Here is a 23,695-nt window from a genome sequence, read left to right on the forward strand (position 1 = left end):
GGAAATGGTTTATGCCGGAACGATAACACCTTTGTTTTTAATCTGTGTGACGCTCCGGGGGCGGCGGAGGGCTGGCGTATCATTGCCGCCTGTTCCCCATTTTCGCGGCTGCGCTCGCGGCCCCCGCCGACCATGAAAACCGAAACGCCCCAGACCATTTACCTGAAGGACTACACCCCGCCCGCCTATCTGGTGGACACGGTGGACCTGGATGTGGACATCCGCCCCGGCAGCACCACCGTCACTGCCACCCTGGCCTGTCGCCGCAATCCGGCGGGCGCCGGGGCCCAGGCCCTGGTGCTGGATGGCGAAGAGCTGGAAACCGTATCGGTCGCCATCGACGGCCGGACGCTGGCAGCCGGCGAGTACACGGTGGCAGCCGAAACCCTGACCATCCCTACGGTGCCCGAGCAGTTCACCCTGCAGACCGTGGTGCGCATCGTGCCGGAAAAGAACACCCAGCTCTCCGGCCTCTATCGTTCCGCCGACGGCTACTTCACCCAGTGCGAAGCCCAGGGCTTCCGCCGCATCACCTGGTTCCCGGATCGGCCCGACGTGATGGCCACCTTCAGCGTCACCCTGCACGCCGACAAGGTAGCCCTGCCGGTGCTGCTGGCCAACGGCAATCCCGTCGCCAGCGGCGACGAGGCCGATGGGCGTCACTGGGCCCGCTGGCAGGATCCCTTCAAGAAACCCTGCTACCTCTTCGCCGTCGTCGCCGGCAAGCTGGACGTGCTGCGCGACACCTTCACCACCGCCAGCGGCCGCATGGTGCAGCTGGCCATCTACGTGGAGCCGGGCAAGCTGGACCAGTGTCCCCACGCCATGCTGGCCCTGAAGAAGTCCATGGCCTGGGACGAGCAGCGCTTCGGCCTGGAGTGCGACCTGGACCACTACATGATCGTCGCCGTGGGCGACTTCAACATGGGGGCCATGGAGAACAAGGGCCTCAACATCTTCAACACCAAATACGTGCTGGCCAGGGCCGACGTGGCCACCGACGTGGATTTCGAGAATATCGATCGGGTCGTGGCCCACGAGTACTTCCACAACTGGACCGGCAACCGGGTCACCTGCCGGGACTGGTTCCAGCTCTCCCTGAAGGAAGGTCTGACGGTTTTCCGCGACCAGGAATTCGGCGCCGACCTGCACAACCCCACCACCGCCCGCATCCGCGAGGTGCGCGGCCTGCGCGCCGCCCAGTTCCCCGAGGACGCCGGCCCCATGGCCCATCCGGTGCGTCCCGCCTCCTACATGGAGATCAACAACTTCTACACCGCCACGGTCTATGAAAAGGGTGCCGAGGTGGTGCGCATGATCCAGACTCTGATCGGCCGCGAAGCCTTCCGCGCCGGCATGGACGAATACTTCCGCCGCCACGACGGCCAGGCCGTCACCTGCGACGATTTCGTCGCCGCCATGGCGGCAGCTTCGGGCTTCGACTTCACCCAGTTCATGCGCTGGTACAGCCAGCCCGGCACGCCCCAGGTCAAGGCCGAGGCTGCCTACGATGCCGCGGCGAAGCGCTACAGCCTGAGCTTCACCCAGAGCAATCCCAAGGCTTCGGACAACGGGCTCTACCTGATCCCCATCCGCGTCGCCCTGTTCGACCGCCAGGGCCAGGAACTGGCCGGCCACAGCCGCACCCTGTTGCTCACCGAGAGCACCCAGCGCTTCGATTTCGATGATGTGGCAGAGGCTCCGGTGCCTTCCCTGCTGCGGGACTTTTCCGCCCCGGTGGTGTTGGACTTTGCCTACAGCGACGCCGACCTGACCCTGCTGCTGGCCCACGACAGCGACCCCTTCAACGCCTGGGAAGCGGGCCAGCGCCTGGCCTCCCGTCTGATCCTGGAAGCCACCGCGGCCATCGCCGCCGGTAAGGCGCCGGTGGTGCCGGAAGGCTTCATCGCCGCCGCCCGCCGCCTGCTCGGCAGCCATGAAGAGGCCGGCGCCGCCTTCGTCGCCGAAGCCCTGACCCTGCCCGGCGAGGCCACCCTGGCCGAGATGCTGGAGGAGGTGAATCCGGATGCCCTGCACGCCGCCCGCAACCATCTGCGCCTCTCCCTGGCCGAGGGCCTGCGGGCCGAACTGGCTGCCGTCTATGCGGAACTGGCCCCCAGCGGCCCCTACCAGCCCAGTGCCGAGGATGCCGGCCGCCGCGCCCTGCGCAACCTGTGCCTCTCCTACCTGCTGGAATTCAACACCGCCGGCATGCGCCAGCTGGCCGTGCGCCAGTTCGAAGACGCGGACAACATGACCGACCAGTTCGCCGCCCTGGCCGCCCTGGCCAACGTGCTGGGCGACTGTCCCGAGCGGGAGACGGCCCTGGCCGCCTTCTACCAGCGCTGGCAGGGCGAGGCCCTGGTGGTGGATAAATGGCTGGCGGTGCAGTCCTCCAGCCGCCAGCCCGACGCCCTGGCCACGGTGCAGCGCCTCACCGGCCACCCGGCCTTCGACCTCGGCAATCCCAACAAGGTCTATGCCCTGCTGCGCACCTTCGGTGCCAACCTGGTGCGCTTCCACGCCGCCGACGGCGCCGGCTATCGTTTCTTCGCCGAGCAGATCAAGGCCCTGGACGCCCGCAATCCCCAGGTGGCTTCCCGCCTGGCCCGCTGCTTCGATCGCTGGAAGAAGTTCGACGCCGGCCGCCAGGTCCACAGCCGGGCGGCCCTGGAGAGCCTGCGGGACCATCCCGGTCTGTCCCGGGACGTGTTCGAGATCGTCACCCGGGCCCTGGGTTAAGACGGGGAGAGTCGGGGCCGCCGCCCAGCAAGGTGGCGGCCTGAAAAATAGGGTTGCCGGGAAGGCGCATGGCGCCTTGTTCCCGGCCTGCCGTGCCTGAAGGTGTCCGTCCCTATTGGGCTGCAGCCGGCAGGGGCTGGCTCCGGATGGCCGCGGCTATCTCGGCGGCGGCCTGACTGAGAGCCCGGCGCTGGGCTGCCACCAGGGCGGCGGCGCCGCCGTCGCCCGTCATGGTTTCGCTTCCCGCCGCCAGCGGCTCATGCACCTGGCTGCGGCCGAGCAGCTCCTTGCCCTGCCGCGGCTGCAGGGTCCACAGCAGATCCAGATCGACGCCCCGGCCCACCTGGGCCTCCAGGCGCTGCACGTGCAGGGTGAGGCGGAAGTCGGCGTCGAAATGGGGGGCGCCGTTGGGCAGGGCCGCCACCCGGGAGGAGGCCAGCAGGCGTCCCAGGTCGGCGGCGATGCTGCGGGCGATGCCGCTGCGCAGGGGCTCGGCCCAGCGCTGCTGTTCGCTGAGCAAGATGCGCTGGTCCGGGCCCCGCAGCACCAGCTGGGGCCGGTCCAGCAATTCGGGCAGGCTGGCGCTGAGCAGCAGCACGCTGGGGCCGTTGCCCTGGCCGCCGGGGCGGCCGTCGTCCAGGGTGTAGAGGCTGGCCTTGGGTGTGGTGCCGCAGGCCGCCAGGAGCAGGGCGGTGCCCAGGATGGCGAGGGCGCCGCGCCGGGCGGCGGCGAAGGCGGAAAGGGTAGAAGGGGCGGCGATGGGGCGGCGCGTGGGCATGGTCGGCATTTCTCTCAATCCTCTCAATCGTCCTTCTTGCCCTTGAGCAGGGCTTCGGGCTGGCGTTCCAGCAGGTCCGCCAGGTTGCGCACGGCGCTGGCGGCCCGGCCCACTTCCCGCAGGGTGTCGCGCACTTCCTGCTGCATCGGGGCGTCGCTGGCCAGGACCTTGTTGGCCTGGTCCAGGGCCTTGCGGGCGTCGCGCAGGGTGTCGGCCAGTTCCGGCACCACTTCCCGGTCCAGGCGGGTGATCAGTTTGTCCGTGTGCTGCAGGGTGTGCTGCAGGGTCGTGGCGATGGTTTCCAGCTGGTCCTGCAGAGAGTCCAGGCTGCCGGGCTGGGTCGGCAGTTCGGCAATGCCCTTGCCCCAGCGCATGGCGGCGGGCTTGGCGTTGGGGAAGTAGTCCAGGGCCACGTAGCGCTGGCCGCTGACGATGTTGCCGGTGCGCAGCTGGGCGCGGAAGCCCCGGGCCACCATGGCGTTGAGCACTTCCCGGATGTCCTTGCGGCTGGGTTCCGCGTTGCCCATGCCGCGGCTGCGGCGGCTGAGGCGTTCCGGGTAGAGCTTGATCTCCACCGCCATGGAAAAGTTCTTGGTGGTCTGGTCGAAATCCAGGTCGATGCGGGACACCTCGCCGGCGGTGATGCCGCGGAAATCCACCGGAGCGCCCACCGTCAGGCCCCGCACCGATTCGCGGAAGATGAGCACGTACTTCTGGTAGCTGCTGTCGGGAATGCGCTGGGCCGTGGCCTGGTCCGGATGGAGGACGAAGGTGCTGGCGGCGGGGGCCGCTGCCGGCGTTTCGCCGGGCTCCCCTTCCGGGCTGGAGAAGGCGACGCCGCCCAGCATCAGGCTGAGCACGGACTGCATGTTGAGCTTGACCCCGTCCGCATCCATGGCCACATCGACGCCGCTGGCGTGCCAGAAGCGGGAACTGGGACTGACGAAGCGGTCGTAGGGCGCATCCACGAAAATCTGCACATCCACGCCGCGGCCGTCGGGCTGCATGGCGTAGCCGATGACCCGGCCCACCGGGATGCGCCGGTAATAGACCGGGGCGCCGATGTCGAGGGAGCCCAGGGTGTCGCTGCTGAGCTTGAACTGGCTGCCCCGGGTGTCGCTTGTGATGGCCGGCGGTTCCTCCAGGCCGACGAATTCCCGGGCGTCGCTGCCGGACTGGCCCGGGTCGATGGCGATATGCACCCCGGAGAGCAGGGTGGCGAGGCCGGAAACGCCGCCCACGGTGACCCGGGGGCGTACCACCCAGAAGCGGCTGTCCTCCACCAGCAGGCCCTTGGCGCTGTTGTTCACCTGGACCTTGACCTGGACCGAGCTGCGGTCCGGGCTCAGGGTGATGTCCGTCACCGTGCCGATGTCCACGTCCTTGTACTTGAGGCGGGTCTTGTTGGCCTCCAGGCCTTCGGCCCGGGCGAACTGCAGGGTGATCTGGGGCCCCCGCTCGAGCAGGGCCTTGATGCCCAGGCCCAGGCTGAGGGCCACCGCCAGCAGGGGAATGATCCACACCAGGGTGGGGCGGCGGCGGGGCGGGGTGACGCGGACCGTCTCGGCGGCGGGCAGGGGCGTGTCGTCAGGCATGGCGGTGTTCCTCGGCGGAGGCGGCAGAAGTGTCAGGGGGTACGGTCTGGGGAACGGCCCGGTCCCAGATGAGGCGCGGGTCGAAGGCCATGGTGGCGAGCATGCTCAGCACCACCACGGCGCCGAAGGCCACCACCCCGGGCCCGGGGGAAATGATGGCGAGGGACTGGACCTGGACCAGGGCCACCAGCAGGGTGACCACGTAGACGTCCAGCATGGACCAGCGGCCGATCAGTTCCAGCAGCCGGTAGAGCCGGGCCCGCTGCCGGGTGTTGCGGTGGGAGCCGCGGTGCACGCTGAGCAGCAGGTAGGTGAGGGAAAAGAGCTTGAGCATGGGCAGCACGATGCTGGCGCAGAAGACCACCAGGGCCAGTTCCCAGGAGCCCGTGTCCCACAGCACCACCACCCCGCTCATGATGGTGTCGTGCTGGGTGCCGAAGGGGGAGCGGGTCTCCATGATGGGCAGCAGGTTGGCCGGCAGGTAGAGCACGTAGGCGGCCAGCATCAGGGCCCAGGTGCGCGCCAGGCTGTCCGGCTTGCGCAGGTGCAGGGGCGCCTGGCAGCGGGGGCAGTGTTCGTGCTGTTCCAGGGAAGCCAGCAGGCCGCAAACCTCGCAGACGGCGAGCCCTTGGCTGGCGGCGGTATGGCGGCGGCTCATGCCGGCTTGGCCTCATCGTCCGGATGCGCCTCGTCCCAGGCCTGCCACAGGGTATGGCCGTCGAGCAGGCCGGCCAGGGCGGCCAGCAGCAGCATGAGGCCGCCGAAGCACCAGATGGCCGGCCCCGGCAGCACGTCGGCCAGGTGGGCCAGCTTCACCAGGGAGACCAAGACGCCGAGGATGAACACTTCCACCATGGCCCAGGGATGGGCCAGGCGGAAGGCGCGAAAGACCGGGGCGAAGGCCGGCGAGCGGCGTCCCAGCCACAGGGGCAGCACCAGCCACAGCACCGCGCCCAGCTCGATGGCCGGCATCAGCACCGTGGTCAGCAGCACCAGGCCGCCCAGGGCCTCCCGGCCGTCCTGCCAGAGATGGTGGACGGCGCCGATGACGGTGGTTTCGGTGTAGTTGCCCTGGATGTTGAGGCCGACGATGGGGTACAGGTTGGCGGTGAGCAGCAGCACCAGGGCCGCCAGGGTCAGGGCCAGGATTTTCTCCAGCCGGTCCCGGTGGAAGCTGTAGAGGCGGGCGCCGCAGCGGGGGCAGTGGGCCCGGCTGCGGGGCAGCGTCAGGACCACCGGCTGCAGCAGCAGGTCGCACTCGTGGCAGGCGGTGAGGGGGGCGGCGGGCATGGCGGCCTCGCTCGGCGGTGCAGGCATGGGGTGCGTTTCAGTGCAGCAGCACCCAGGCGTTGATGCGCCGGCCGTCGTGCCAGATGTCGGTGATGCGAGTGGTGAGGTCGAAGGCGGCCTGGTCGGTGATGCGCATCTCGACGATGGCGATGGGCTGTTGCGGGTCGCCGTCGCGGACGATGGCGATCTCGCCGACGGGGCCGAAGCGCGCCAGGGCCTGACGCAGTCCGCTTTCGCTGACGTCGGCGGGGAGGCCGGAGAACATGATCTTTTTCATCGGAAGTCCAGGGGCTGGTGGAAGGGTGGCGCTTGTCAGGGGCGCCCGGCGGCGCTCCGGGGCGGGCCGCCAGGCCGGGCGGTCGTCCGGGGGCCTGATGGCATATTACCCGCAGCGCGGCGGGGGCGGCGGGAGCGCAGCCCCGGAGTCGGCTGCCTACTTGAGCAGGACGTAGCTGCCGGGGGCGTCTTCCAGGGGCGGATAACGCTTGGAGCCGGTCTTGGCCGGCGCTGCGGGGGCGGCGGAACGGGCCGCCAGCCATTCCTGCCAGGCGGTCCACCAGGAGCCTTCCCGGGTGGGCGTTTCCTCCAGCCATTGCTCGGGGGCCACGTACACCTCGCCGGCGGGCCGGGTGTGGAGGCGGTAGTGGCGGCGCGGGTGGCCGGGTTCGCTGACGATGCCGGCATTGTGGCCGCCGCTGGTGAGGACGAAGGTGACTTCGGCCGGGCTCAGGTAGTGGATCTTGTGCACCGAGCGCCAGGGCGCCACGTGGTCGCTTTCCGTGCCCACGGCAAAGACGGGAATGGTGATGTCGCCCAGGGACACGGGCCGGCCGCCGACCTGGTAGCGGCCTTCGCTGAGGTCGTCGTTGAGGAACAGCTGGCGCAGGTACTGGCTGTGCATGCGGGCCGGCATGCGGGTGGTGTCCGCATTCCAGGCCATCAGGTCGTTCATGGCGCCCCGCTCGCCCAGCAGGTACTGGCTCACCATGCGCGACCACAGCAGGTCGTAGGAGCGCAGCAGCTGGAAGGCGCCCGCCATCTGGCCGGCGGAGAGGTAGCCCTTTTCCGCCATCTGGGCCTCGAGCAGGCTGATCTGGCTGTCGTCGATGAAGAGGGCCAGCTCCCCCGGCTCGGTGAAGTCGGTCTGGGCGGCCAGGAGCGTGACGGAGGCCAGGCGCTCGTCCCCGTCCCGGGCCATGGCGGCGGCGGCAATCGCCAGCAGGGTGCCCCCCAGGCAGTAGCCGGTGGCGTGCACCCGGCGCTTCGGCACGATGTCGTTGATGGCCTGCAGGGCGGCGAAGAAGCCGTTTTCCAGGTAATCGTCCATGCCCTGGTCCCGGTCTTCCTCGTCCGGATTGCGCCAGGAAATGCAGAAGACGGTATGGCCCTGGTCCACCAGGAACTTGATCAGGGAGTTGTGGGGCGAGAGGTCCAGGATGTAGTACTTCATGATCCAGGCCGGCACGATGAGGATGGGCTCGGGATGGACCTTGGCGGTGGTGGGGGAGTACTGGATCAGTTCCATCAGCCGGGTGCGGGCCACCACCTTGCCCGGGGTGATCGCCACGTCCCGGCCCACCACGTAATCCTCGCTGCCGGCGGGGGGCTCGTTGTTCATGGCCCGTTGCAGGTCCTCCTGCAGATGGGCCATGCCGCGCCACAGGTTCTGGCCGCCTTCGCGGATGGTGTGTTCGAGTACCACCGGATTGGTGAGGGGGCTGTTGCCGGGGGAGAGCAGGTCAAGAATCTGCCGGGCGGCGAAGGAGACGATGCGTTCGTGGTGGGCGGAGACCCCCCAGATGCCGTGGGTCGCCGCCTTCCACCAGCGCTCGGTGAGGAGGAATGACTGCTGCATGACATTGAAGGGCCAGCGGTGCCAGGCCTCTTCCTTGAAGCGGCGGTCGGTACTCCAGGGGGCGACGAAGTCCGGCCCCTCGTTGAGCATGGAAAGCTGGGCCGCCTGCAGGGCGGCGGCTTCCGTCGCCGCCAGCTTGAGCAGTTCCAGCTGTTTGCCGGGGGAGACGGCCAGATGCCCGGCCCAGTCGATCATGGCCATGGCCAGGGTGAGGGGCGAGAGGGAGTTGGTGAGCTGGGCGATGGTGGCGTGCACGTGCTGATCCAGGCGCTGGGTGGCGCTGTCGGCCTGTAGGGGCGTCAGCACCTGGGCGGCCGGGGAGATCAGGGGCAGGAGGGGAGAAGTGGCGACGGCGGGGGGCATGGGGTCTCCTTTCTATCGGGCGGGGGCCGCTCGCTGGCGGCCCCCCGGGGAGAACATCATTTTTTGCTTTTTGCGGCCGCTTTCGGCATGGCGGCGGCGACCTGCTGCAGCGATTGGGTCAGGGCACCACCCTGCTTGATGGCGGCCAGGGCCAGGTCCTTGCCGAAGGGCAGGGTGGCGGCGGTCTGGCGGGCGCCATCCTCCACGGCTGCCTGCCATTCTACATATTGACTTTGCATGACGGGGGCCAGTTCTCCGGCGGCGGTCGTGGTCAGCTCGTAGGCGGCCTGGGCATAGGCGGTGCCGTTTTTCAGCAGGGTGTGGGCCAGGCCGGTCTGGATATCCACCGCCTGTTGGACGCTGGTGCTGCCGAGCAGTTGCTTGTAGCCCGCCGCCTCGTCTTCCAGCATTTGCCGCACGGCGCCGAAATTGAGTTCGGCCAGGTTCTGGATGGTGTCGAAATAGACCTGGGTGGCCCCCAGGAAGGAGGTGGCCAAGGCGTTGTTGGCCTGGGAAAGCGAGGCCAAGGAGGCGAAGTTCAGCTTTTCTGACATGGGTGACTCCTGTTCTTGGATTGGATGGAAAGCCGTCCCGGAGCCTGATGGTCGGCCATTTGCAGGGCCGGCCCCGGGTCGATCCATTATTCAGCGATCGTTTAATAATGACAAGGGGCTCTTTGTAACCGTCTGTGCCTGGCCGAACGTGATATCTTTGCGCTCCGAATATGAGCCCGCCACCTTCATCCCCGCGCCGTCCCGGGCGCCCCCGCAGCACCGATGTGGACAGCCGCGAAAAGCTGCTGGCCGCGGCCTTGCTGGCTTTCTCCGAACTCGGTTTCGCCGGCGCCAGCCTGCGGGCCATTGCCGTCTCGGCGGGGTTCGACGTGGCCATGATCTTCCACCACTTCGGCTCCAAGGAGGGACTGTGGCAGGCGGTGGTGGAATCCATGGCGGCCGATTTCCAGCAGTCCCTGAGCCATGAGCTGGTGCCGCTGATGGAAGGGGATTGGCCCATCGCCGAGCGGGTCACCCGGGTGCTGGACGTGTTCGTGGAAAAGCTCATCGAGCGGCCCGCCGTGACCATGCTGATCATGCGCGAGATGCCGCTGCCGGGGGAGCGCCGCGACTTCCTGGTGGCCCGCCTGCTGCGTCCCTCCTGCGACGGCCTGGTGCCCTTCTGGCTGGAGGCCATGGAGGCGGGGCTGCTGCGTCCTTCCGACCCGGTGCTGTTCCACGTCGGCATTTTCGGGGCCATGGCGATGATCCTGGCCTTCCGCGACGTCCTGCCCCGGCTGGGCTCGGCGGAGATGGACCTGGCGGAGATCAAGGCCCATCTCTACCGCGGCCTGCTGGCCGACCCGGCCTGAGGCACGGGCAAAAAAATACCGGACGATGGAATCCGTCCGGCCAAGGGGGAGCCTACGTGCAGGCTCTGTTCGGAGCGCCCGGGGGAGTCGGTACTGCAGCGCCCATTTCTATTAATAGATGGCATTGGAATATTTGTCGATGCTTTTTTAGGCCGGTGACGATTCCTTTTTCCCGGGTGGCATACGGGGCGACAGGCGGGCCGCCGGTGGCGGAAGGCCGCCCCATGCGGAATTTCTGCCTATGCTGGCGGTCGTATCTGATATACCTTCTGGCCCTGTTTTCTTTTTTCAGCGTGCAGGCCCCGTGACTCCCACCCCCGACTATTCCAAGATGACCGGCAAGGAACTGGATCGCATTGCCCATGTGATCCGTCCTGGCGGCTGGTCCGTGGCCGGGGGGCGGCCCATTTCCACCCTGCTGGGGTCCTGTGTGGCGGTGTGCCTGTTCGATCCCCAGCTGAAGATCGGCGGCATGAACCACTTCCTTTTGCCCAGCCGGGGCAAGGACCGGGAGCTGGACCCGGACACCATCCTCTCCGGCGACTATTCCATGGAAGTGCTGGTCAATGCCCTGCTGGCCCAGGGCGGCCAGAAGCGGCGGCTGGTGGCCAAGATGTTCGGCGGCGGCAACATCGTTTCCGCCATCCTCACCTCCATCGGCGAACGCAATGTGGAGTTCGCCACCGAGTGGCTGCAGCGGGAAAACATCCCGGTGCTGGCTTCCGACGTGCTGGGCCCCTGGTCGCGCAAGGTGGTGTTCGTGCCGGGCACTGGCGACGCCTTCTGCATGCGCATGCCGGTGACCCAGAGCATCGTCGCCCAGGTCAGCCGGGAGGAAGAGGCCTACGCGAACAGCCTCTCCAAGCCGGCACCGCCGGCAGGCAAGAAAATCGAGCTGTTCTGAAGCCCATGCCCCGGGATGCCCGGGGGACGGGCGTTTTGCGGCATCCGGCCCCGTCTGCCGCGTCCCTGCTGCTTTCCAGGCCAGGTGCCATGAGGGGAGCCCTCCGGGCCGGTCCGGGGGCTGGCGCCGCGTTGCCGCTGCCCCCGGGTGGTTTTCTCTCAGCAGGTCAGTTCCGGCCGTTCCCGGAACTCTTCCAGGGCTTCCGGATTGGCCAGGGCCTCGACGTTTTTCACCGGCCGCTGGTGCACCACGTTGCGCACCGCCAGTTCCACGATCTTGCCGCTCTTGGTGCGGGGAATGTCCCGCACCTGCACCACCTTGGCCGGCACATGGCGCGGCGTGGTGTTGCGGCGGATCTGCTCCTTGATGCGCACGCTCAGGGCGTCGTCCAGGGTGAGGCCGTCGCGCAATTTCACGAAGAGCACCACCCGCACGTCGTCGTACTTGCCCGGGGGCCAGTCCTGGCCGATGACCAGGGATTCCACCACTTCCTCCAGCTGTTCCACCTGCCGGTAGATTTCCGCCGTGCCGATGCGTACGCCTCCCGGGTTGAGGGTGGCATCGGAGCGGCCGTAGATGACCATGCCGTTGTGCTCGGTCAGCTCGGCGAAGTCGCCGTGGCACCAGACGTTGGGGAAGCGCTCGAAGTAGGCGGCGTGGTACTTGGCCCCGTCGGGGTCGTTCCAGAAGCCCACGGGCATCACCGGGAAGGGCTTGGTGCATACCAGTTCGCCCTTTTGCCGGCGCACCGGGTTGCCGTCGTCGTCGAACACCTCCACCGCCATGCCCAGTCCCCGGCACTGGATTTCGCCACGGTAGACGGGCAGGGTGGGGGCGCCTAAGACGAAGCAGGAAATGATGTCGGTGCCGCCGGAAATGGAGGCCAGCTGCAGTTCCGGCTTGATGTCCCGGTACACGTAGTCGAAGCCTTCCGGGCTCAGGGGGCTGCCGGTGGAGAAGAGGGCGCGCAGGGCTTGCAGCTGGTGAGTCTCCCGGGGCTTGAGGCCCATCTTGGCGGCGGCATCGATGAACTTGGCCGAGGTGCCGAAGTGGGTCATGGCTTCGGCGTCGGCGTAGTCAAAGAGAACCTTGCCCTGATCAGCAAAGGGGCTGCCGTCGTAGAGCAGCAGGGTGGCGCCGGAGGCCAGGCCCGAGACCAGCCAGTTCCACATCATCCAGCCGCAGGTGGTGAAGTAGAAGACCCGGTCGCCGGGCTTCACGTCGCCCTGCAGCTGGTGTTCCTTGAGGTGCTGCAGCACGGCGCCGCCGTGGCAATGGACGATGCACTTGGGCACGCCGGTGGTGCCCGAGGAATACATGATGAAGAGGGGATGGCTGAAAGGCAGGCGGGCAAAGGCCGGCGCCGTGGCGGAGAAGGGCGCCAGGGCCTGATCCCAGGTCACGGCCTTGGGGATGGCGCCGATATCGGGTGTGGCGGCCAGGTAGGGCACCACCACCACCTTCTCCAGGGTCGGCAGCTGGGCGGCGGCCTCGGCGTTCTTGGTGAGGCAATCCACGGCCTTGCCGTTGTACCAGTAGCCGTCCACGCAGACGAGGACCTTGGGGCCGATCTGGCCGAAGCGGTCCAGCACGCCCTGAACGCCGAAGTCCGGCGAGGCGGAGGACCAGATGGCGCCGAGCGAGGCGGCGGCCAGCATGGCGATCAGGGTCTCCGGCAGGTTGGGCAGGTAGCCCGCCACCCGGTCCCCGGGCTGCACGCCGGCGTCCTCAAGGAACTGCTGGAAGCGGGAGACTTGGGCTCGCAGTTCATCCCGGGAGAGGCGGCGCTTGACCTTGTCCTCGCCCCAGAAGACCAGGGCGTCTTCCGGGCCGGCAAAGCGCAGCAGGTTTTCCGCGTAGTTGAGGCGGGCCTCGGGAAACCAGCGGGCGCCGGGCATTTTGTCGCCGTCTTCGAGGACGGTGCCGCCCTTGTCACCCACCACGCCGCAGAAGTCCCACAGCAGGGACCAGAAGGCGGCGGGCTGGTCCACGGACCATTGCCAGAGGGCGTCGTAATCGTTGAGGGGAGCGGCGGCCGCCTGGCTGGCGGCGCCCATGAAGCGGGTGAGGTTGGCGGCGGCTACCCGTTCGGGGCCGGGCCGCCACAGCAGATCGTGGGCGGTGTTCATCTTGTCTCCATCGTTTTTATGGGAGACGGAGGTACGTTGCCCCCGTCTCCGGGTGCTGCCGGGATCTAGAGGTCTTGCAGGCTGGCCCGCAGGCTTTCCGGAATGGGGGCCGACTTGCCGCTGCCGGTGTCGATCCACACCACCTTGGATTCGCCGGTGGCGTAGAGGGTGTCGTCCCCCACCAGGCGCAGTTCGTAATGGGTGGGAATGGAGGAGCGCCCGGGATGGCCGGCGAAGAGCTTGACCTCCACCGTGCCCGGGTAGGTCAGGGGCAGCAGGAAGGTACAGGAGGCATTGACGATGACCGGGCCTTCGCCCACCGGGCCCACGGTGTAGCCCAGCTGTTCCAGCCATTCGCAGCGGGCCTGTTCCATGTAGCGGAAGTACACCGTGTTGTTCACATGCCCGTAGGCATCCATGTCGCCCCAGCGGATGGGGATATGGCTGGTGAGGATGAGTTTACGTTTTGTCTCCATGGTATTTTCTTGTGTGGTTTGGGGTGATTGAAACGCTACCATACGTTAGCGTATAGTATTCGCAAATTTTGGCTTGTAACAATCCCATAACAACAATCTGAACGGAGCGAGGACATGCAACGCGAATCCATGGAATACGATGTGCTGATCGTCGGCGGCGGCCCGGCCGGTCTGGCGGCGGCGATCCGCCTGAAGCAGCTGGCGGCCGCCAACGGGCAGGAATGCGGTGTCTGCCTGATCGAAAAGGGCTCCGAAATCGGGGCCCACATTCTGTCCGGCGCGGTGATGGACCCCAAGGCCCTGACCGAGCTGATCCCCGACTGGAAGGAGCAGGGCGCTCCCCTCAATGCCCCGGTCTCCGAAGACCGCTTCTTCATCCTCTCCGAGGACGGCGGCTGGCAGGTGCCCAACGGCCTCCTGCCTGGCTGTTTCCACAATGAAGGCAACTACGTCATCTCCCTCGGCAATGTCTGTCGCTGGCTGGGCCAGCAGGCCGAAAACCTGGGCGTGGAAATCTACCCGGGCTTTGCCGGCGCCGAAGTGCTCTATAACGAGGACGGCTCCGTCAAGGGCGTGGCCACCGGCGACATGGGCCGTTTGAAGGACGGCAGCGAAGGCCCCGCCTTCCAGCTGGGCATGGAGCTGCATGCCAAGTACACCCTTTTCGCCGAAGGCTGTCGCGGCCACCTGGGCAAGCAGGTCCAGGCCAAGTTCAACCTGGCTTCCGACGCCGATCCCCAGGTGTACGGCATCGGCATCAAGGAACTGTGGGAGATCAAGCCCGAGAAGCACCAGACCGGCCTAGTGGTGCACACCGGCGGCTGGCCCATGGACAACGACACCTACGGCGGCGGCTTCCTCTACCATATGGAAGACAACCTGGTTTCCGTCGGCTTCGTCGTCGGCCTGGGTTACGACAATCCCCACCTGTCTCCCTACGAGGAGATGCAGCGCTTCAAGACCCATCCGAAGATCCGCGAATTCCTCGAAGGCGGCAAGCGCGTCTCCTACGGCGCCCGGGCCATCACCGCCGGCGGCCTGCAGTCCCTGCCCAAGCTGACCTTCCCCGGCGGCGTGCTGATCGGCGACGATGCCGGCTTCCTCAACGCCTCCCGCATCAAGGGTTCCCACTGCGCCATCAAGAGCGGTTCCCTGGCCGCCGAAGCCTGTTTCGAGGCCCTGGCCGCCGAGCGCAGCTTTGATGAACTGACCGCCTATCCGGAGAAGTTCAAGGCCTCCTGGCTCTACGAGGAACTGTACAAGGCCCGCAACTTCAAGCCCTGGATGAGCAAGGGCCTGCACTGGGGCGGTTTCATGTTCGGCGTGGATCAGAAGCTGTTCGGCGGCAAGGCGCCGTGGACCCTGCACCACAGCGGCCCGGACCACCTCAAGCTGAAGAAGGCCAAGGACTGTACCCCCATCGCCTATCCCAAGCCCGACGGCGTGCTTACCTTCGACCGGCTGTCCTCCGTCTTCCTCTCCAACACCAATCACGAGGAAGACGAGCCCTGTCACCTGCAGCTGAAGGACGCTGCCGTGCCGATCCAGGTCAACCTGGCCCAGTACGACGCGCCCGAGCAACGCTACTGTCCGGCCGGGGTGTACGAAATCCTGCGGGAGGCCGACGGCTCCAATCCCCGCCTGCAGATCAACGCCCAGAACTGCGTGCACTGCAAGACCTGCGACATCAAGGACCCGACCCAGAACATCACCTGGGTGGTGCCCCAGGGCGGTGAAGGGCCGAACTACCCCAATATGTAACCGTACGGTCACCTTCTTGTCCTAAAATGCGCCGTCCCCGAGACGGCGCTTTTTTTTTATGTTCATCCGTTGCCTTGCCCTGTTCCTGCTGTTGCCTTCCCTGGCCTTTGCCGCCCGGCCCTTCGTCACCGACGATGCCCGGCTGACCACGGCCGGCAGCTGCCAGCTGGAAAGCTGGGCCCGCATCTATCCCCAGAGCCGGGAACTGTGGATGCTGCCGGCCTGCAATCCGGGCGGCAATTTCGAGATCACCGCCGGGGCCGGCATGGCCCACAACGACCACGCTCCCCGCAGCGACGACTATGTGCTGCAGGCCAAGACCCTCTTCAAGCCCCTGGAAAGCAACGGCTGGGGCTGGGGTCTGGCGGTGGGAAAGATCGCCCATCCGGGCGTCAATGCGGGGCCCAACCTGCTGGGCAATACCTACGCCTACCTGCCGGCTTCCTTCTCCTTCCTCGACGACCGGGTGGTGCTGCACACCAATGTGGGCTGGCTCAAGGACCGGGCCAGCCAGCGTCACAACCTGACCTGGGGCCTGGGGGGCGAGTGGTGGGTGCATGAGCGGGCCAGCCTCATCGCCGAGTCCTTCGGCGACAACCGGGTCAAGCCCTACTGGCAGACCGGCCTGCGCTTTTTCGTGGTGCCCGAGCGGGTCCAGGTGGATGCCACGGTGGGCCGCCAGGTGGATGGGGGCCGGGACAGCCAGTGGTTTTCCGTGGGCCTGCGGCTGACGCCGGATCGCTTCTTCTGAGTCAAATGCACCATCCCGGTGCCCACCGGGAAAGTCGGCGAAGGACTGCTCCATCCTGGTGCATTGATGGCGGTTGCGGTGCGGGGTGGATGTCCGGCGCGGCCCGTAATCCGGTCAAAGGCCGGGGGTGGCCCGGGGGTTGCTAAGCAAAGCTGTCATCTCTCCTGGCTCTGCATCCCCATGTGTCTCTTTCTCAAGTACGACGGACCCTACGTTCCCTCCCTCTGGCCGATCCTCGGCGGCCGCCAGGTCGATCGCCACGTGTGGCGCTTCGACGCGGCGGACAACGCCGCCCTGGACCAGCTCATGGAAAGCCTGGCGGCGGAAACCAACCGGGAAACCCTGAAGGAAACCCTGGCCGTCCACTGCGACCAGAGCGAGGCCAGCCTGGGTCTGGTGCCCACTCTGCAACTGGCCCTGCCTTTCAACACCCTCTACGCCCGCCGGCTCCACGCCTGGATGCTGGGGGACCTGCGGCCCCATGTGCGCATGCACTTCCAGCCCCTGGTGGACATGACCCAGGACGGCCAGGTGTTCGCCCTGGAGGCCCTGTGCCGTCTGGAGCATCCCCAGGGACGCCTGCTCAGCGGCGCCGAGGCCTTCCATCTGGCCGGGCAGCTGGGGCGGGAGGCGGACCTGGACCTGGAGTGCCAGTTCATGGCCCTGGAGGCCAAGGCCAACCGCATTCCGGCGGGCACGCCCCTGTTCCTCAACGTGCTGCCCCAGAACATGCTGCACAGCCAGTGGACCCAGCGCATGGTGGAGCACCTCAACCGCCTCGGCATCGACCGGCGCGAGGTGGTGATCGAAGTGGTGGAGTCGGAGCGGGTGGACCCCAATGTCCTCGCCGACAGCTGTGAAGCCCTGCGCACCCTGGGCTTTCGCATCGCCCTGGACGACATGGGGGCCGGCTTCAACGGCCTGTCCACCCTGGCGGCGGTGCGGGCCGACTTCATCAAGGTGGACCGCAGCATCGTGCACGGTGCCCAGGGCAGCCGGGTGCGCTCGGTGCTGCTGGAGGCCATCGTCTCCATGGCCCAGCGCCTCGGCGCCACGGTCATCGCCGAAGGCCTGGAACGGCCGGAGGACGTCAATTTCGTGCGCGACATGGGCATCAGCTATGCCCAGGGCTTCTACTTCGCCCAGCCCCAGCTGCTCACCGAGCCGGAGGTGGCGCCCCTGCCGCGCCAGGACGATTCCTGCCGCTCCCGGCCCCGGGACCGTTTCCAGCTGACGGACCTGATGGACCCCTGGCAGTCCATCGACCTGCGCGCCTCGGTGCCGGAGGCGCGGCAGATATTCCAGGAAGCCCCGTCCCTGCCCCTGGCCATCGTCACCGACCAGGGTCAGCCCATCGGCCTGGTGCGGCGGGGCAAGGTGCTGTCGGCGGCGGCCCGCACCCTGGGCAAACTGTGCGAACCGGTGGCGCGCAATCTGCCGCACCGCCTGACGACGCCGGCCCTGGCCCGCATCCTCTACCACGACCGCAAGGATTCGGACCCCTGGGTGGTCACCTCCAACGAGGGGCAGTATCTGGGGGTGATCCATCCCATGACCCTGATCGCCCAGATGCTGGCGCGGCGGGAAAACGGCAGCAACCTGCATCCGCTCTCCCACCTGCCCACCGGCCCCAGCCTGCGCCATACCCTGGAATCCCGTCTGGCGGAGAACCAGACCGTGTGCCTGGTGTATATCGACCTGGACCACTTCAAGGCCTACAACGACCGCTACGGCTTCATCCGCGGCGATGCCATGATCCGCACCCTGGCCGAACTGCTGCGCCATACCTTCGTCGGCCGTCCCGAATGTCTGCTCGGCCACATCGGCGGCGACGACTTCATCCTGGTCATGGAAAGCATGGGGCCGGGGCTCACCGACGAGCTGCTTTCCATCATGGAACAGTTCCAGGCCCTGGCCTCCCACCTCTACGACCACGAGGACATCGCCCGGGGTCATTTCCTCACCGACGACGGCCTAGCCCACCCCATCGCCAGCATTTCGGTGGCCGTGGTCAATGCCAGCACCGGCCGTCTGGCCAATGCGGTGGCGGCGGCGGAACGGGCAGCGGCCCTGAAGAAGGTGGGCAAGGTGGAGCAGGGCAGCGTCATCGTGGTGGAAGGCGTGCCGCCGGCCATGATCAAGCAGCAGCACAACCATGGCCTGGGCCTGTGGAAGGAAAACGCCATTGCCGCCCTGGCCGACTTCATCGGCGCGCCCCGCAGCCGGGACCCCCACGCCCTGGATGCCTGGTTCCGCAGCTATCCCTTTTTCGAGATGGTGTTCGAACTGGACGGTGCCGGGGTGCAGCGCTACCCCAACTGGATCAACCCGGACATGTACGGCCGCATCAAGGCCGGCGGCGTCGGCGTGGACCGCAGCGAACAGCCCTATTTCGCCCACGTGGCCGAAGGGGGCCAGCCCTACGTGTCGGAAATCTACCTCTCTTCGGCCACCGAGGATTTTTGCATCACCCTGGCCGTGCCCCTGCGGGAAGGCAGTGTCATCGACGGGGTGCTGGTGGCGGACATCAACATCAGTTCCATGGCCAGCCTGACCCGGCGCTTCCATCTGGACCACGAGGCCCAGGCCGCCTGATTGGTTCCGGTGGCAGAAAAGACAACGGGCCCCGCAGGGCCCGTTGTGATTTACAGCGACTAGCGCCGGGGAATCAGAACAGCTCTTCCGCCAGAGCCAGGGTGCCGGTAGCGCCATCGACGATGGAGTCGGTCAGGCCCTGGGCCTTGGTCAGCTGGTGGTCGGCGAAGAAGCGGGCGGTGACGATCTTGGCAGCGTAGAACGGGTCGCTGTCGCCGCCGGCGATCTTCTCCTGGGCCACCAGGGCGGCCCGGGCCATCTGCCAGCCGCCGGCAACGATGCCCAGCAGACGCAGGAAGGGCACGGAACCGGCATGGGCTGCCTTGATGTCGTCCTTGAAGATGGCGACGATCCAGTTGGCGGCCTGTTCCAGGGCATCCACGCCAGCGGCGAAGCGCTTGCGGATGGCGACGAAGTCGGCGCCGTTCTGGGCTGCCAGCTTGGCGTCCAGCTTGCGCATCTCGGCGATCACGGCCTTGATGGTGGCGCCGCCTTCGCGGGCCATCTTGCGGCCGATCAGGTCGTTGGCCTGGATGGCGGTGGTGCCTTCGTAGATGGCGGTGATGCGGGCATCGCGCAGGTGCTGGGCGGCGCCGGTTTCCTCGATGAAGCCCATGCCGCCGTGCACCTGCACGCCTTCGGAGGCCACCTCGATGGACATCTCGGTGCTGTGGCCCTTGACCACGGGGATCATCAGGTCGGCGAAGGCCTGGTTGGCAGCGCGGACGGCTTCGTCCGGATGGTGCTTGGCGGCATCCATGGCGGCGGCCACCACGTAGGCCAGGGCCCGGGCGGCTTCGGTCTGGGAACGCATGCTCATGAGCAGGCGGCGCACGTCCGGGTGCTTGAGGATGGAGACCTTGGGGCCGCCGCGCACGCCCAGTTCGGTACCCTGGATGCGGTCCTTGGCGTACCACACGGCCTGCTGGTAGGCACGCTCGGCCAGGGCCACGCCTTCCATGCCGACGGCGAAGCGGGCGGCGTTCATCATGATGAACATGTATTCCAGGCCGCGGTTTTCCTCGCCCACCAGGTAGCCGACGGCACCGCCGTGGTCACCGAAGGCCATGACGGCGGTGGGGCTGGCGTGGATGCCCAGCTTGTGTTCGATGGAGACGCAGTAGGCGTCGTTACGTTCGCCCAGGGAGCCGTCGTCCTTGACCATGAACTTGGGCACGACGAAGAGGGAGATACCCTTCACGCCTTCCGGTGCATTGGGCAGGCGGGCCAGCACCAGATGCACGATGTTCTCGGTCATGTTGTGGTCGCCGTAGGTGATGAAGATCTTCTGGCCGAAGATCTTGTAGCTGCCATCACCCTGGGGCTCGGCGCGGGTGCGCACGGCGGCCAGGTCGGAACCGGCGCTGGGCTCGGTCAGGTTCATGGTGCCGGTCCACTCGCCGCTGACCATCTTCGGCAGGAACTTCTGCTTCAGGGCGTCGGAGCCGGCGGTCATCAGGGCCTCGATGGCGCCGGTGGTGAGCATGGGGCACAGGGAGAAGGCCATGTTGGCCGACTTCCACATTTCATTGACGGCGGTGGAGATCAGCTTGGGCAGGCCCTGGCCGCCGAACTCGGGGGAACAGGCCAGCGCGGTCCAGCCGTTCTCGGCGAACTGGGTATAGGCTTCCTTGAAGCCGGCGGGCACGGTGACGGCCTTGTTATGCCACTTGGAGCCTTCCTGGTCGCCGCTGAAATTGATGGGGGAGAGGACGTTGCCGGCAAACTTGGAGGCTTCCTCCAGAATGGCGTCGGACAGGTCCGTGTCCACTTCCTCGTAGCCCGGCAGTTGCACGACCTGTTCCAGGCCGGCCAGCTCTTTCATGACGAAGTGCATGTCACGCAGGGGGGCATTGTATTGACTCATTCGCGCTTTCTCCTTTGATTAATGGTTGTTGCTTTTGGGTTACTTCTTGGCGAGATAGATGGAATCGTCGAAGGTGCTGATCCACTGGGGGCGGTAAACCACCAGGATGGTGACGACCATTCCCGTCAGCCAGGCTTCGGAAAAGCCCAGCAGCAGGAAATAGGGCAGGTAGTCGTCGAGCAGCTTCTCCAGCGGGTAGGCCCCGCCCAGGTAGAGCAGGGCGCTGGCGGCGACGCCGGTGGCCAGGATGGTCAGGGCCGAACCGAAGAAGCCGTTGGCGAAGATGAAGACGAAGGGGTTCTTGCTCAGTCGGCGCTGGTTGAAACGGTAGATGCCGTAGGCCAGCAGCACCGGCAGGCCGGCCATGACCAGGGCGTTGAGACCGAAACTCTCCCAGCCGGCGGCGCCGTTGACCGTGATCCCGGCCAGCACCAGGGAAAGGCCGACGAAGGCCAGCCAGGGGCCGAACTCCAGGGTGAAGGTCATGGCGCCGAGGAGGTGCAGGTCGAGCCCGGGCAGGACGCCGGCCTTGATGCTCCACAGCAGGGTGAGGATGACGATGGTGCCCAGCCACACGTTGGACTGGGCACTGTCGCCGAGCCGGCCCCAGGGGGCGCGGCGCAGGGCCAGCAGGAAGACTGCGGCGAACAGCCCCCAGCCCAGCCAGTGCAGGGCCGGGTCGAGGAGGTTGTCCGGCAGATTCATGCCCGGCTCCTGCAGTGCTTGCTACTGCCTTAGACGGCGGCGGCCAGTTGGGGCACGACCTCGAACAGGTCGGCCACCAGACCGTAATCGGCCACCTGGAAGATGGGGGCTTCCGGGTCCTTGTTGATGGCGACGATGACCTTGGAGTCCTTCATGCCGGCCAGGTGCTGGATGGCGCCGGAGATGCCGATGGCGATATACAGCTGGGGCGCGACGATCTTGCCGGTCTGGCCCACCTGGTAGTCGTTGGGCACAAAGCCGGCATCCACGGCGGCACGGGAAGCGCCCAGGGCGGCACCCAGCTTGTCGGCCAGGGGCTCCAGCAGGGTCTTGTAGTTCTCCCCGTTACCCAGGCCGCGACCACCGGAAACGATGATCTTGGCGGCGGTCAGCTCGGGGCGCTCGCTCTTGGTCAGTTCCCGGGAGACCAGCTTGGACTTGCCCAGGTCGGGACCGGCGGCGATGGCCTCGACTGCGGCGGAACCGCCTTCGGCCACGGCTTCAAAGCCGGTGGTACGCACGGTGATGACCTTCACGGTATCGGCGGACTGCACCGTGGCCAGGGCATTGCCGGCGTAGATGGGACGCACGAAGGTGTCGGCGGACTCGACCCCGACAATGTCGGAGATCTGGGCCACGTCCAGCAGGGCGGCGACGCGGGGCGCAAAGTTCTTACCGTTGGTGGTGGCGGGGGCAACGATGTGGCTGTAGCCGGCCGCGTTGGCCACCACCAGGGCAGCGATGTTTTCGGCGGTCTGGTCGGCGTAGTGGGCGGCATCGGCCACCTTCACCTTGGCCACACCGGCCAGCTTGGCGGCTTCGGCAGCGGCGTTGGCACAGCCGGAACCGGCCACCAGCACATGGATTTCACCACCGATCTTGGCGGCTGCGGTGACGGCGTTCTTGGTCGCCGCCTTCAGGGATTGGTTGTCGTGTTCGGCAATGACGAGGATAGCCATTAGATCACCTTCGCTTCGTTCTTCAGCTTGCTCACCAGATCGGCCACGTCGGCCACCTTGACGCCGGCCTGGCGCTTGGCGGGCTCGGCCACCTTCAGGGTCTTCAGACGGGGGGCCACGTCCACGCCCAGGTCTTCCGGCTTGACGGTTTCCAGGGGCTTCTTCTTGGCCTTCATAATGTTGGGCAGGGTGGCGTAGCGCGGCTCGTTGAGGCGCAGGTCGGTCGTCACCACGGCCGGCAGGGCCATTTCCAGGGTTTCCAGGCCGCCGTCCACTTCACGGGTCACGGTGGCTTTGCCGTCGGCGATCACCACCTTGGAGGCGAAGGTGGCCTGGGGCCAGCCTTGCAGGGCGGCGAACATCTGGCCGGTCTGGTTGGAGTCGTCGTCGATGGCCTGCTTGCCGAAGATCACCACCTGGGGCTGTTCCTTGTCGGCCACGGCCTTGATCAGCTTGGCCACGGCCAGGGGCTGCAGGTCGGCGTCGGATTCGATCAGGATGCCGCGGTCGGCACCGATGGCCATGGCGGTGCGCAGGGTTTCCTGGCAACCGGCGACACCGGCGGAGACCACGATCACTTCGCTGGCGATGCCGGCTTCCTTGAGGCGAACGGCCTCTTCGACGGCGATTTCGTCGAAGGGGTTCATGGACATTTTGACGTTGGCAATATCAACGCCGGTACCGTCGCTCTTGACGCGCACCTTGACGTTGTAATCCACCACCCGCTTTACTGGTACCAGGACTTTCAATGTATCCTCCTTGGGACTACGCGAATTTGTCTGATGAATCTATCTGAGTATCCTACTCCGTCGGCCACCTTTGTGGGGCGTCTCCCGGCCTGCTCCGGGGAGTTTGACAGCCCCCGGCCCGAACCGCAGAATAGGCCCATACTCGCTGGTATGGATCAGCATACGGTAGCGTACGGAAAAACCCTTGTCAACGGCTTGAGATGAAACAGGAAAAAACAACAAAAGTCCGCACCCAGCTTGACCGCAGCGACTGGATCGAAGCGGCCATCAACGTCCTCGCCGACGAGGGAACCGACGGCCTGCGGGTGGAGGTCCTGGCCAAGAATTTCGGGGTGACCAAGGGCAGTTTCTACTGGCACTTCAAGGACCGTCAGGACCTGCTCATGGCTGTCCTGGAAACCTGGAAGGAAGGCCGCATCAAGGACATCATCAAGCAGACCACGGCCCAGCCCGGCAAGGAACGGGAACAGATCTATCACGTGATCCAGGTGTACAGCCTGGCGCGCAACCGCAAGGGCATCCCCATCGAGCTGGCGGTGCGCGACTGGGCCCGGCGCGATCCCCAGGCGGCGGCCATCGTCGAAGAGGTGGATACGTCGCGGCTGGAGTGCACGCGCAAGCTGTTCGTCGCCTGCGGTCTCTCCGAGAAGGAGGCGAAGAGCCGCAGTCTCATGCTCTACGCCTACGTCTTCGGCCAGAGCCTGATGATCTACGACCATTTCGACGACAACCTGGGCGCCCTGCGCGACTGGATCGCCGACCGCATCGTCCTGCCGACTCCCTGAGCTTTGCCGGACCGCCTTCCTGGCG

20 protein-coding genes are annotated in these 23,695 nt (G+C 66.7%); 7 read left to right on the top strand and 13 right to left on the bottom strand.

Features of this window, described 5'->3' with window-relative positions:
* The first annotated feature begins 132 nt into the window (after window positions 1-132).
* Window positions 133-2,742 (top strand): aminopeptidase N, encoded by a 2,610-nt coding sequence (pepN, locus tag EV678_RS02335; protein WP_130458376.1) that lies wholly within the window; start codon window positions 133-135, stop codon window positions 2,740-2,742.
* Between the two features lie 112 nt (window positions 2,743-2,854).
* Here the strand turns inward: pepN and EV678_RS02340 are convergent, their stop codons facing one another.
* From EV678_RS02340 to EV678_RS02370, 7 genes are all read right to left on the bottom strand, one after another.
* Window positions 2,855-3,529 carry a PqiC family protein gene (locus EV678_RS02340; RefSeq protein WP_130458377.1) on the bottom strand — a complete coding sequence of 225 codons (675 nt, stop codon included), beginning with the start codon at window positions 3,527-3,529 and terminating at the stop codon, window positions 2,855-2,857.
* A 14-nt stretch (window positions 3,530-3,543) separates the two neighbouring features.
* A complete protein-coding gene (locus EV678_RS02345) occupies window positions 3,544-5,115 on the bottom strand; it encodes a PqiB family protein (RefSeq protein ID WP_130458378.1) in 1,572 nt (523 codons plus the stop codon).
* Window positions 5,108-5,773, bottom strand: coding sequence for a paraquat-inducible protein A (locus tag EV678_RS02350; RefSeq protein ID WP_014237345.1), 666 nt, complete (start codon window positions 5,771-5,773; stop codon window positions 5,108-5,110). The genes EV678_RS02345 and EV678_RS02350 overlap by 8 nt, the downstream gene beginning before the upstream one ends.
* Window positions 5,770-6,432, bottom strand: a complete 663-nt coding sequence (locus EV678_RS02355) for a paraquat-inducible protein A (protein WP_207222146.1) — start codon at window positions 6,430-6,432, stop codon at window positions 5,770-5,772. Before EV678_RS02355 ends, EV678_RS02350 begins: the two co-directional genes overlap by 4 nt.
* Window positions 6,433-6,442: 10 nt before the next feature.
* Window positions 6,443-6,682, bottom strand: a complete 240-nt coding sequence (locus tag EV678_RS02360) for an RNA recognition motif domain-containing protein (protein ID WP_014237347.1) — start codon at window positions 6,680-6,682, stop codon at window positions 6,443-6,445.
* Window positions 6,683-6,838: 156 nt separating this feature from the next.
* Window positions 6,839-8,623 carry a PHA/PHB synthase family protein gene (locus EV678_RS02365; protein WP_207222148.1) on the bottom strand — a complete coding sequence of 595 codons (1,785 nt, stop codon included), beginning with the start codon at window positions 8,621-8,623 and terminating at the stop codon, window positions 6,839-6,841.
* 56 nt (window positions 8,624-8,679) lie between these two features.
* Complete coding sequence (locus EV678_RS02370) at window positions 8,680-9,177, bottom strand: phasin family protein (RefSeq protein WP_014237349.1); 498 nt, start codon at window positions 9,175-9,177, stop codon at window positions 8,680-8,682.
* Between the two features lie 224 nt (window positions 9,178-9,401).
* On the opposite strand from EV678_RS02370, the gene EV678_RS02375 reads away from it, so the two are divergent.
* Both EV678_RS02375 and EV678_RS02380 read left to right on the top strand, forming a co-directional pair.
* Complete coding sequence (locus tag EV678_RS02375) at window positions 9,402-9,989, top strand: TetR/AcrR family transcriptional regulator (RefSeq protein WP_165397439.1); 588 nt, start codon at window positions 9,402-9,404, stop codon at window positions 9,987-9,989.
* 304 nt (window positions 9,990-10,293) lie between these two features.
* Entirely contained in the window at window positions 10,294-10,893 is a 600-nt protein-coding gene (locus tag EV678_RS02380; protein ID WP_235832392.1) for a chemotaxis protein CheD, read from the top strand.
* Window positions 10,894-11,051: 158 nt separating this feature from the next.
* Here the strand turns inward: EV678_RS02380 and EV678_RS02385 are convergent, their stop codons facing one another.
* Entirely contained in the window at window positions 11,052-13,022 is a 1,971-nt protein-coding gene (locus EV678_RS02385) for an acetoacetate--CoA ligase (RefSeq protein ID WP_130458381.1), read from the bottom strand.
* Between the two features lie 65 nt (window positions 13,023-13,087).
* Entirely contained in the window at window positions 13,088-13,498 is a 411-nt protein-coding gene (locus EV678_RS02390; RefSeq protein ID WP_130458382.1) for an acyl-CoA thioesterase, read from the bottom strand.
* 114 nt (window positions 13,499-13,612) lie between these two features.
* Between EV678_RS02390 and EV678_RS02395 the strand changes: the two genes are divergently transcribed.
* The 3 genes from EV678_RS02395 to EV678_RS02405 all read left to right on the top strand — a co-directional run bounded on the left by EV678_RS02395 (window position 13,613) and on the right by EV678_RS02405 (window position 18,605).
* Complete coding sequence (locus EV678_RS02395; RefSeq protein ID WP_130458383.1) at window positions 13,613-15,259, top strand: electron transfer flavoprotein-ubiquinone oxidoreductase; 1,647 nt, start codon at window positions 13,613-13,615, stop codon at window positions 15,257-15,259.
* Window positions 15,260-15,317: 58 nt separating this feature from the next.
* Window positions 15,318-16,010 (top strand): hypothetical protein, encoded by a 693-nt coding sequence (locus tag EV678_RS02400; RefSeq protein WP_014237355.1) that lies wholly within the window; start codon window positions 15,318-15,320, stop codon window positions 16,008-16,010.
* A 180-nt stretch (window positions 16,011-16,190) separates the two neighbouring features.
* Entirely contained in the window at window positions 16,191-18,605 is a 2,415-nt protein-coding gene (locus EV678_RS02405; RefSeq protein ID WP_130458384.1) for an EAL domain-containing protein, read from the top strand.
* A 73-nt stretch (window positions 18,606-18,678) separates the two neighbouring features.
* Here EV678_RS02405 and EV678_RS02410 read toward each other — a convergent pair whose 3' ends face one another.
* Genes EV678_RS02410 through EV678_RS02425 form a run of 4 tightly spaced genes read right to left on the bottom strand, consistent with a single transcriptional unit; the run spans window position 18,679 to window position 22,885 of the window.
* Complete coding sequence (locus EV678_RS02410) at window positions 18,679-20,472, bottom strand: acyl-CoA dehydrogenase (RefSeq protein ID WP_130458385.1); 1,794 nt, start codon at window positions 20,470-20,472, stop codon at window positions 18,679-18,681.
* Between the two features lie 39 nt (window positions 20,473-20,511).
* The gene (locus tag EV678_RS02415; protein ID WP_014237358.1) at window positions 20,512-21,177 is read right to left on the bottom strand and encodes an energy-coupling factor ABC transporter permease; all 666 of its coding nucleotides are present in this window, start codon (window positions 21,175-21,177) and stop codon (window positions 20,512-20,514) included.
* A gap of 29 nt (window positions 21,178-21,206) precedes the next feature.
* Window positions 21,207-22,136 carry an electron transfer flavoprotein subunit alpha/FixB family protein gene (locus EV678_RS02420; RefSeq protein WP_130458386.1) on the bottom strand — a complete coding sequence of 310 codons (930 nt, stop codon included), beginning with the start codon at window positions 22,134-22,136 and terminating at the stop codon, window positions 21,207-21,209.
* Window positions 22,136-22,885 carry an electron transfer flavoprotein subunit beta/FixA family protein gene (locus EV678_RS02425; RefSeq protein ID WP_130458387.1) on the bottom strand — a complete coding sequence of 250 codons (750 nt, stop codon included), beginning with the start codon at window positions 22,883-22,885 and terminating at the stop codon, window positions 22,136-22,138. Before EV678_RS02425 ends, EV678_RS02420 begins: the two co-directional genes overlap by 1 nt.
* 200 nt (window positions 22,886-23,085) lie before the next feature.
* Between EV678_RS02425 and EV678_RS02430 the strand changes: the two genes are divergently transcribed.
* Window positions 23,086-23,670: a TetR/AcrR family transcriptional regulator gene (locus EV678_RS02430; protein WP_014237361.1), complete on the top strand. Its 585-nt coding sequence runs from the start codon at window positions 23,086-23,088 to the stop codon at window positions 23,668-23,670.
* Window positions 23,671-23,695 lie beyond the last annotated feature (25 nt).

The organism is Azospira oryzae (assembly GCF_004217225.1).
In the GTDB taxonomy this organism is placed as follows: domain Bacteria; phylum Pseudomonadota; class Gammaproteobacteria; order Burkholderiales; family Rhodocyclaceae; genus Azospira; species Azospira oryzae.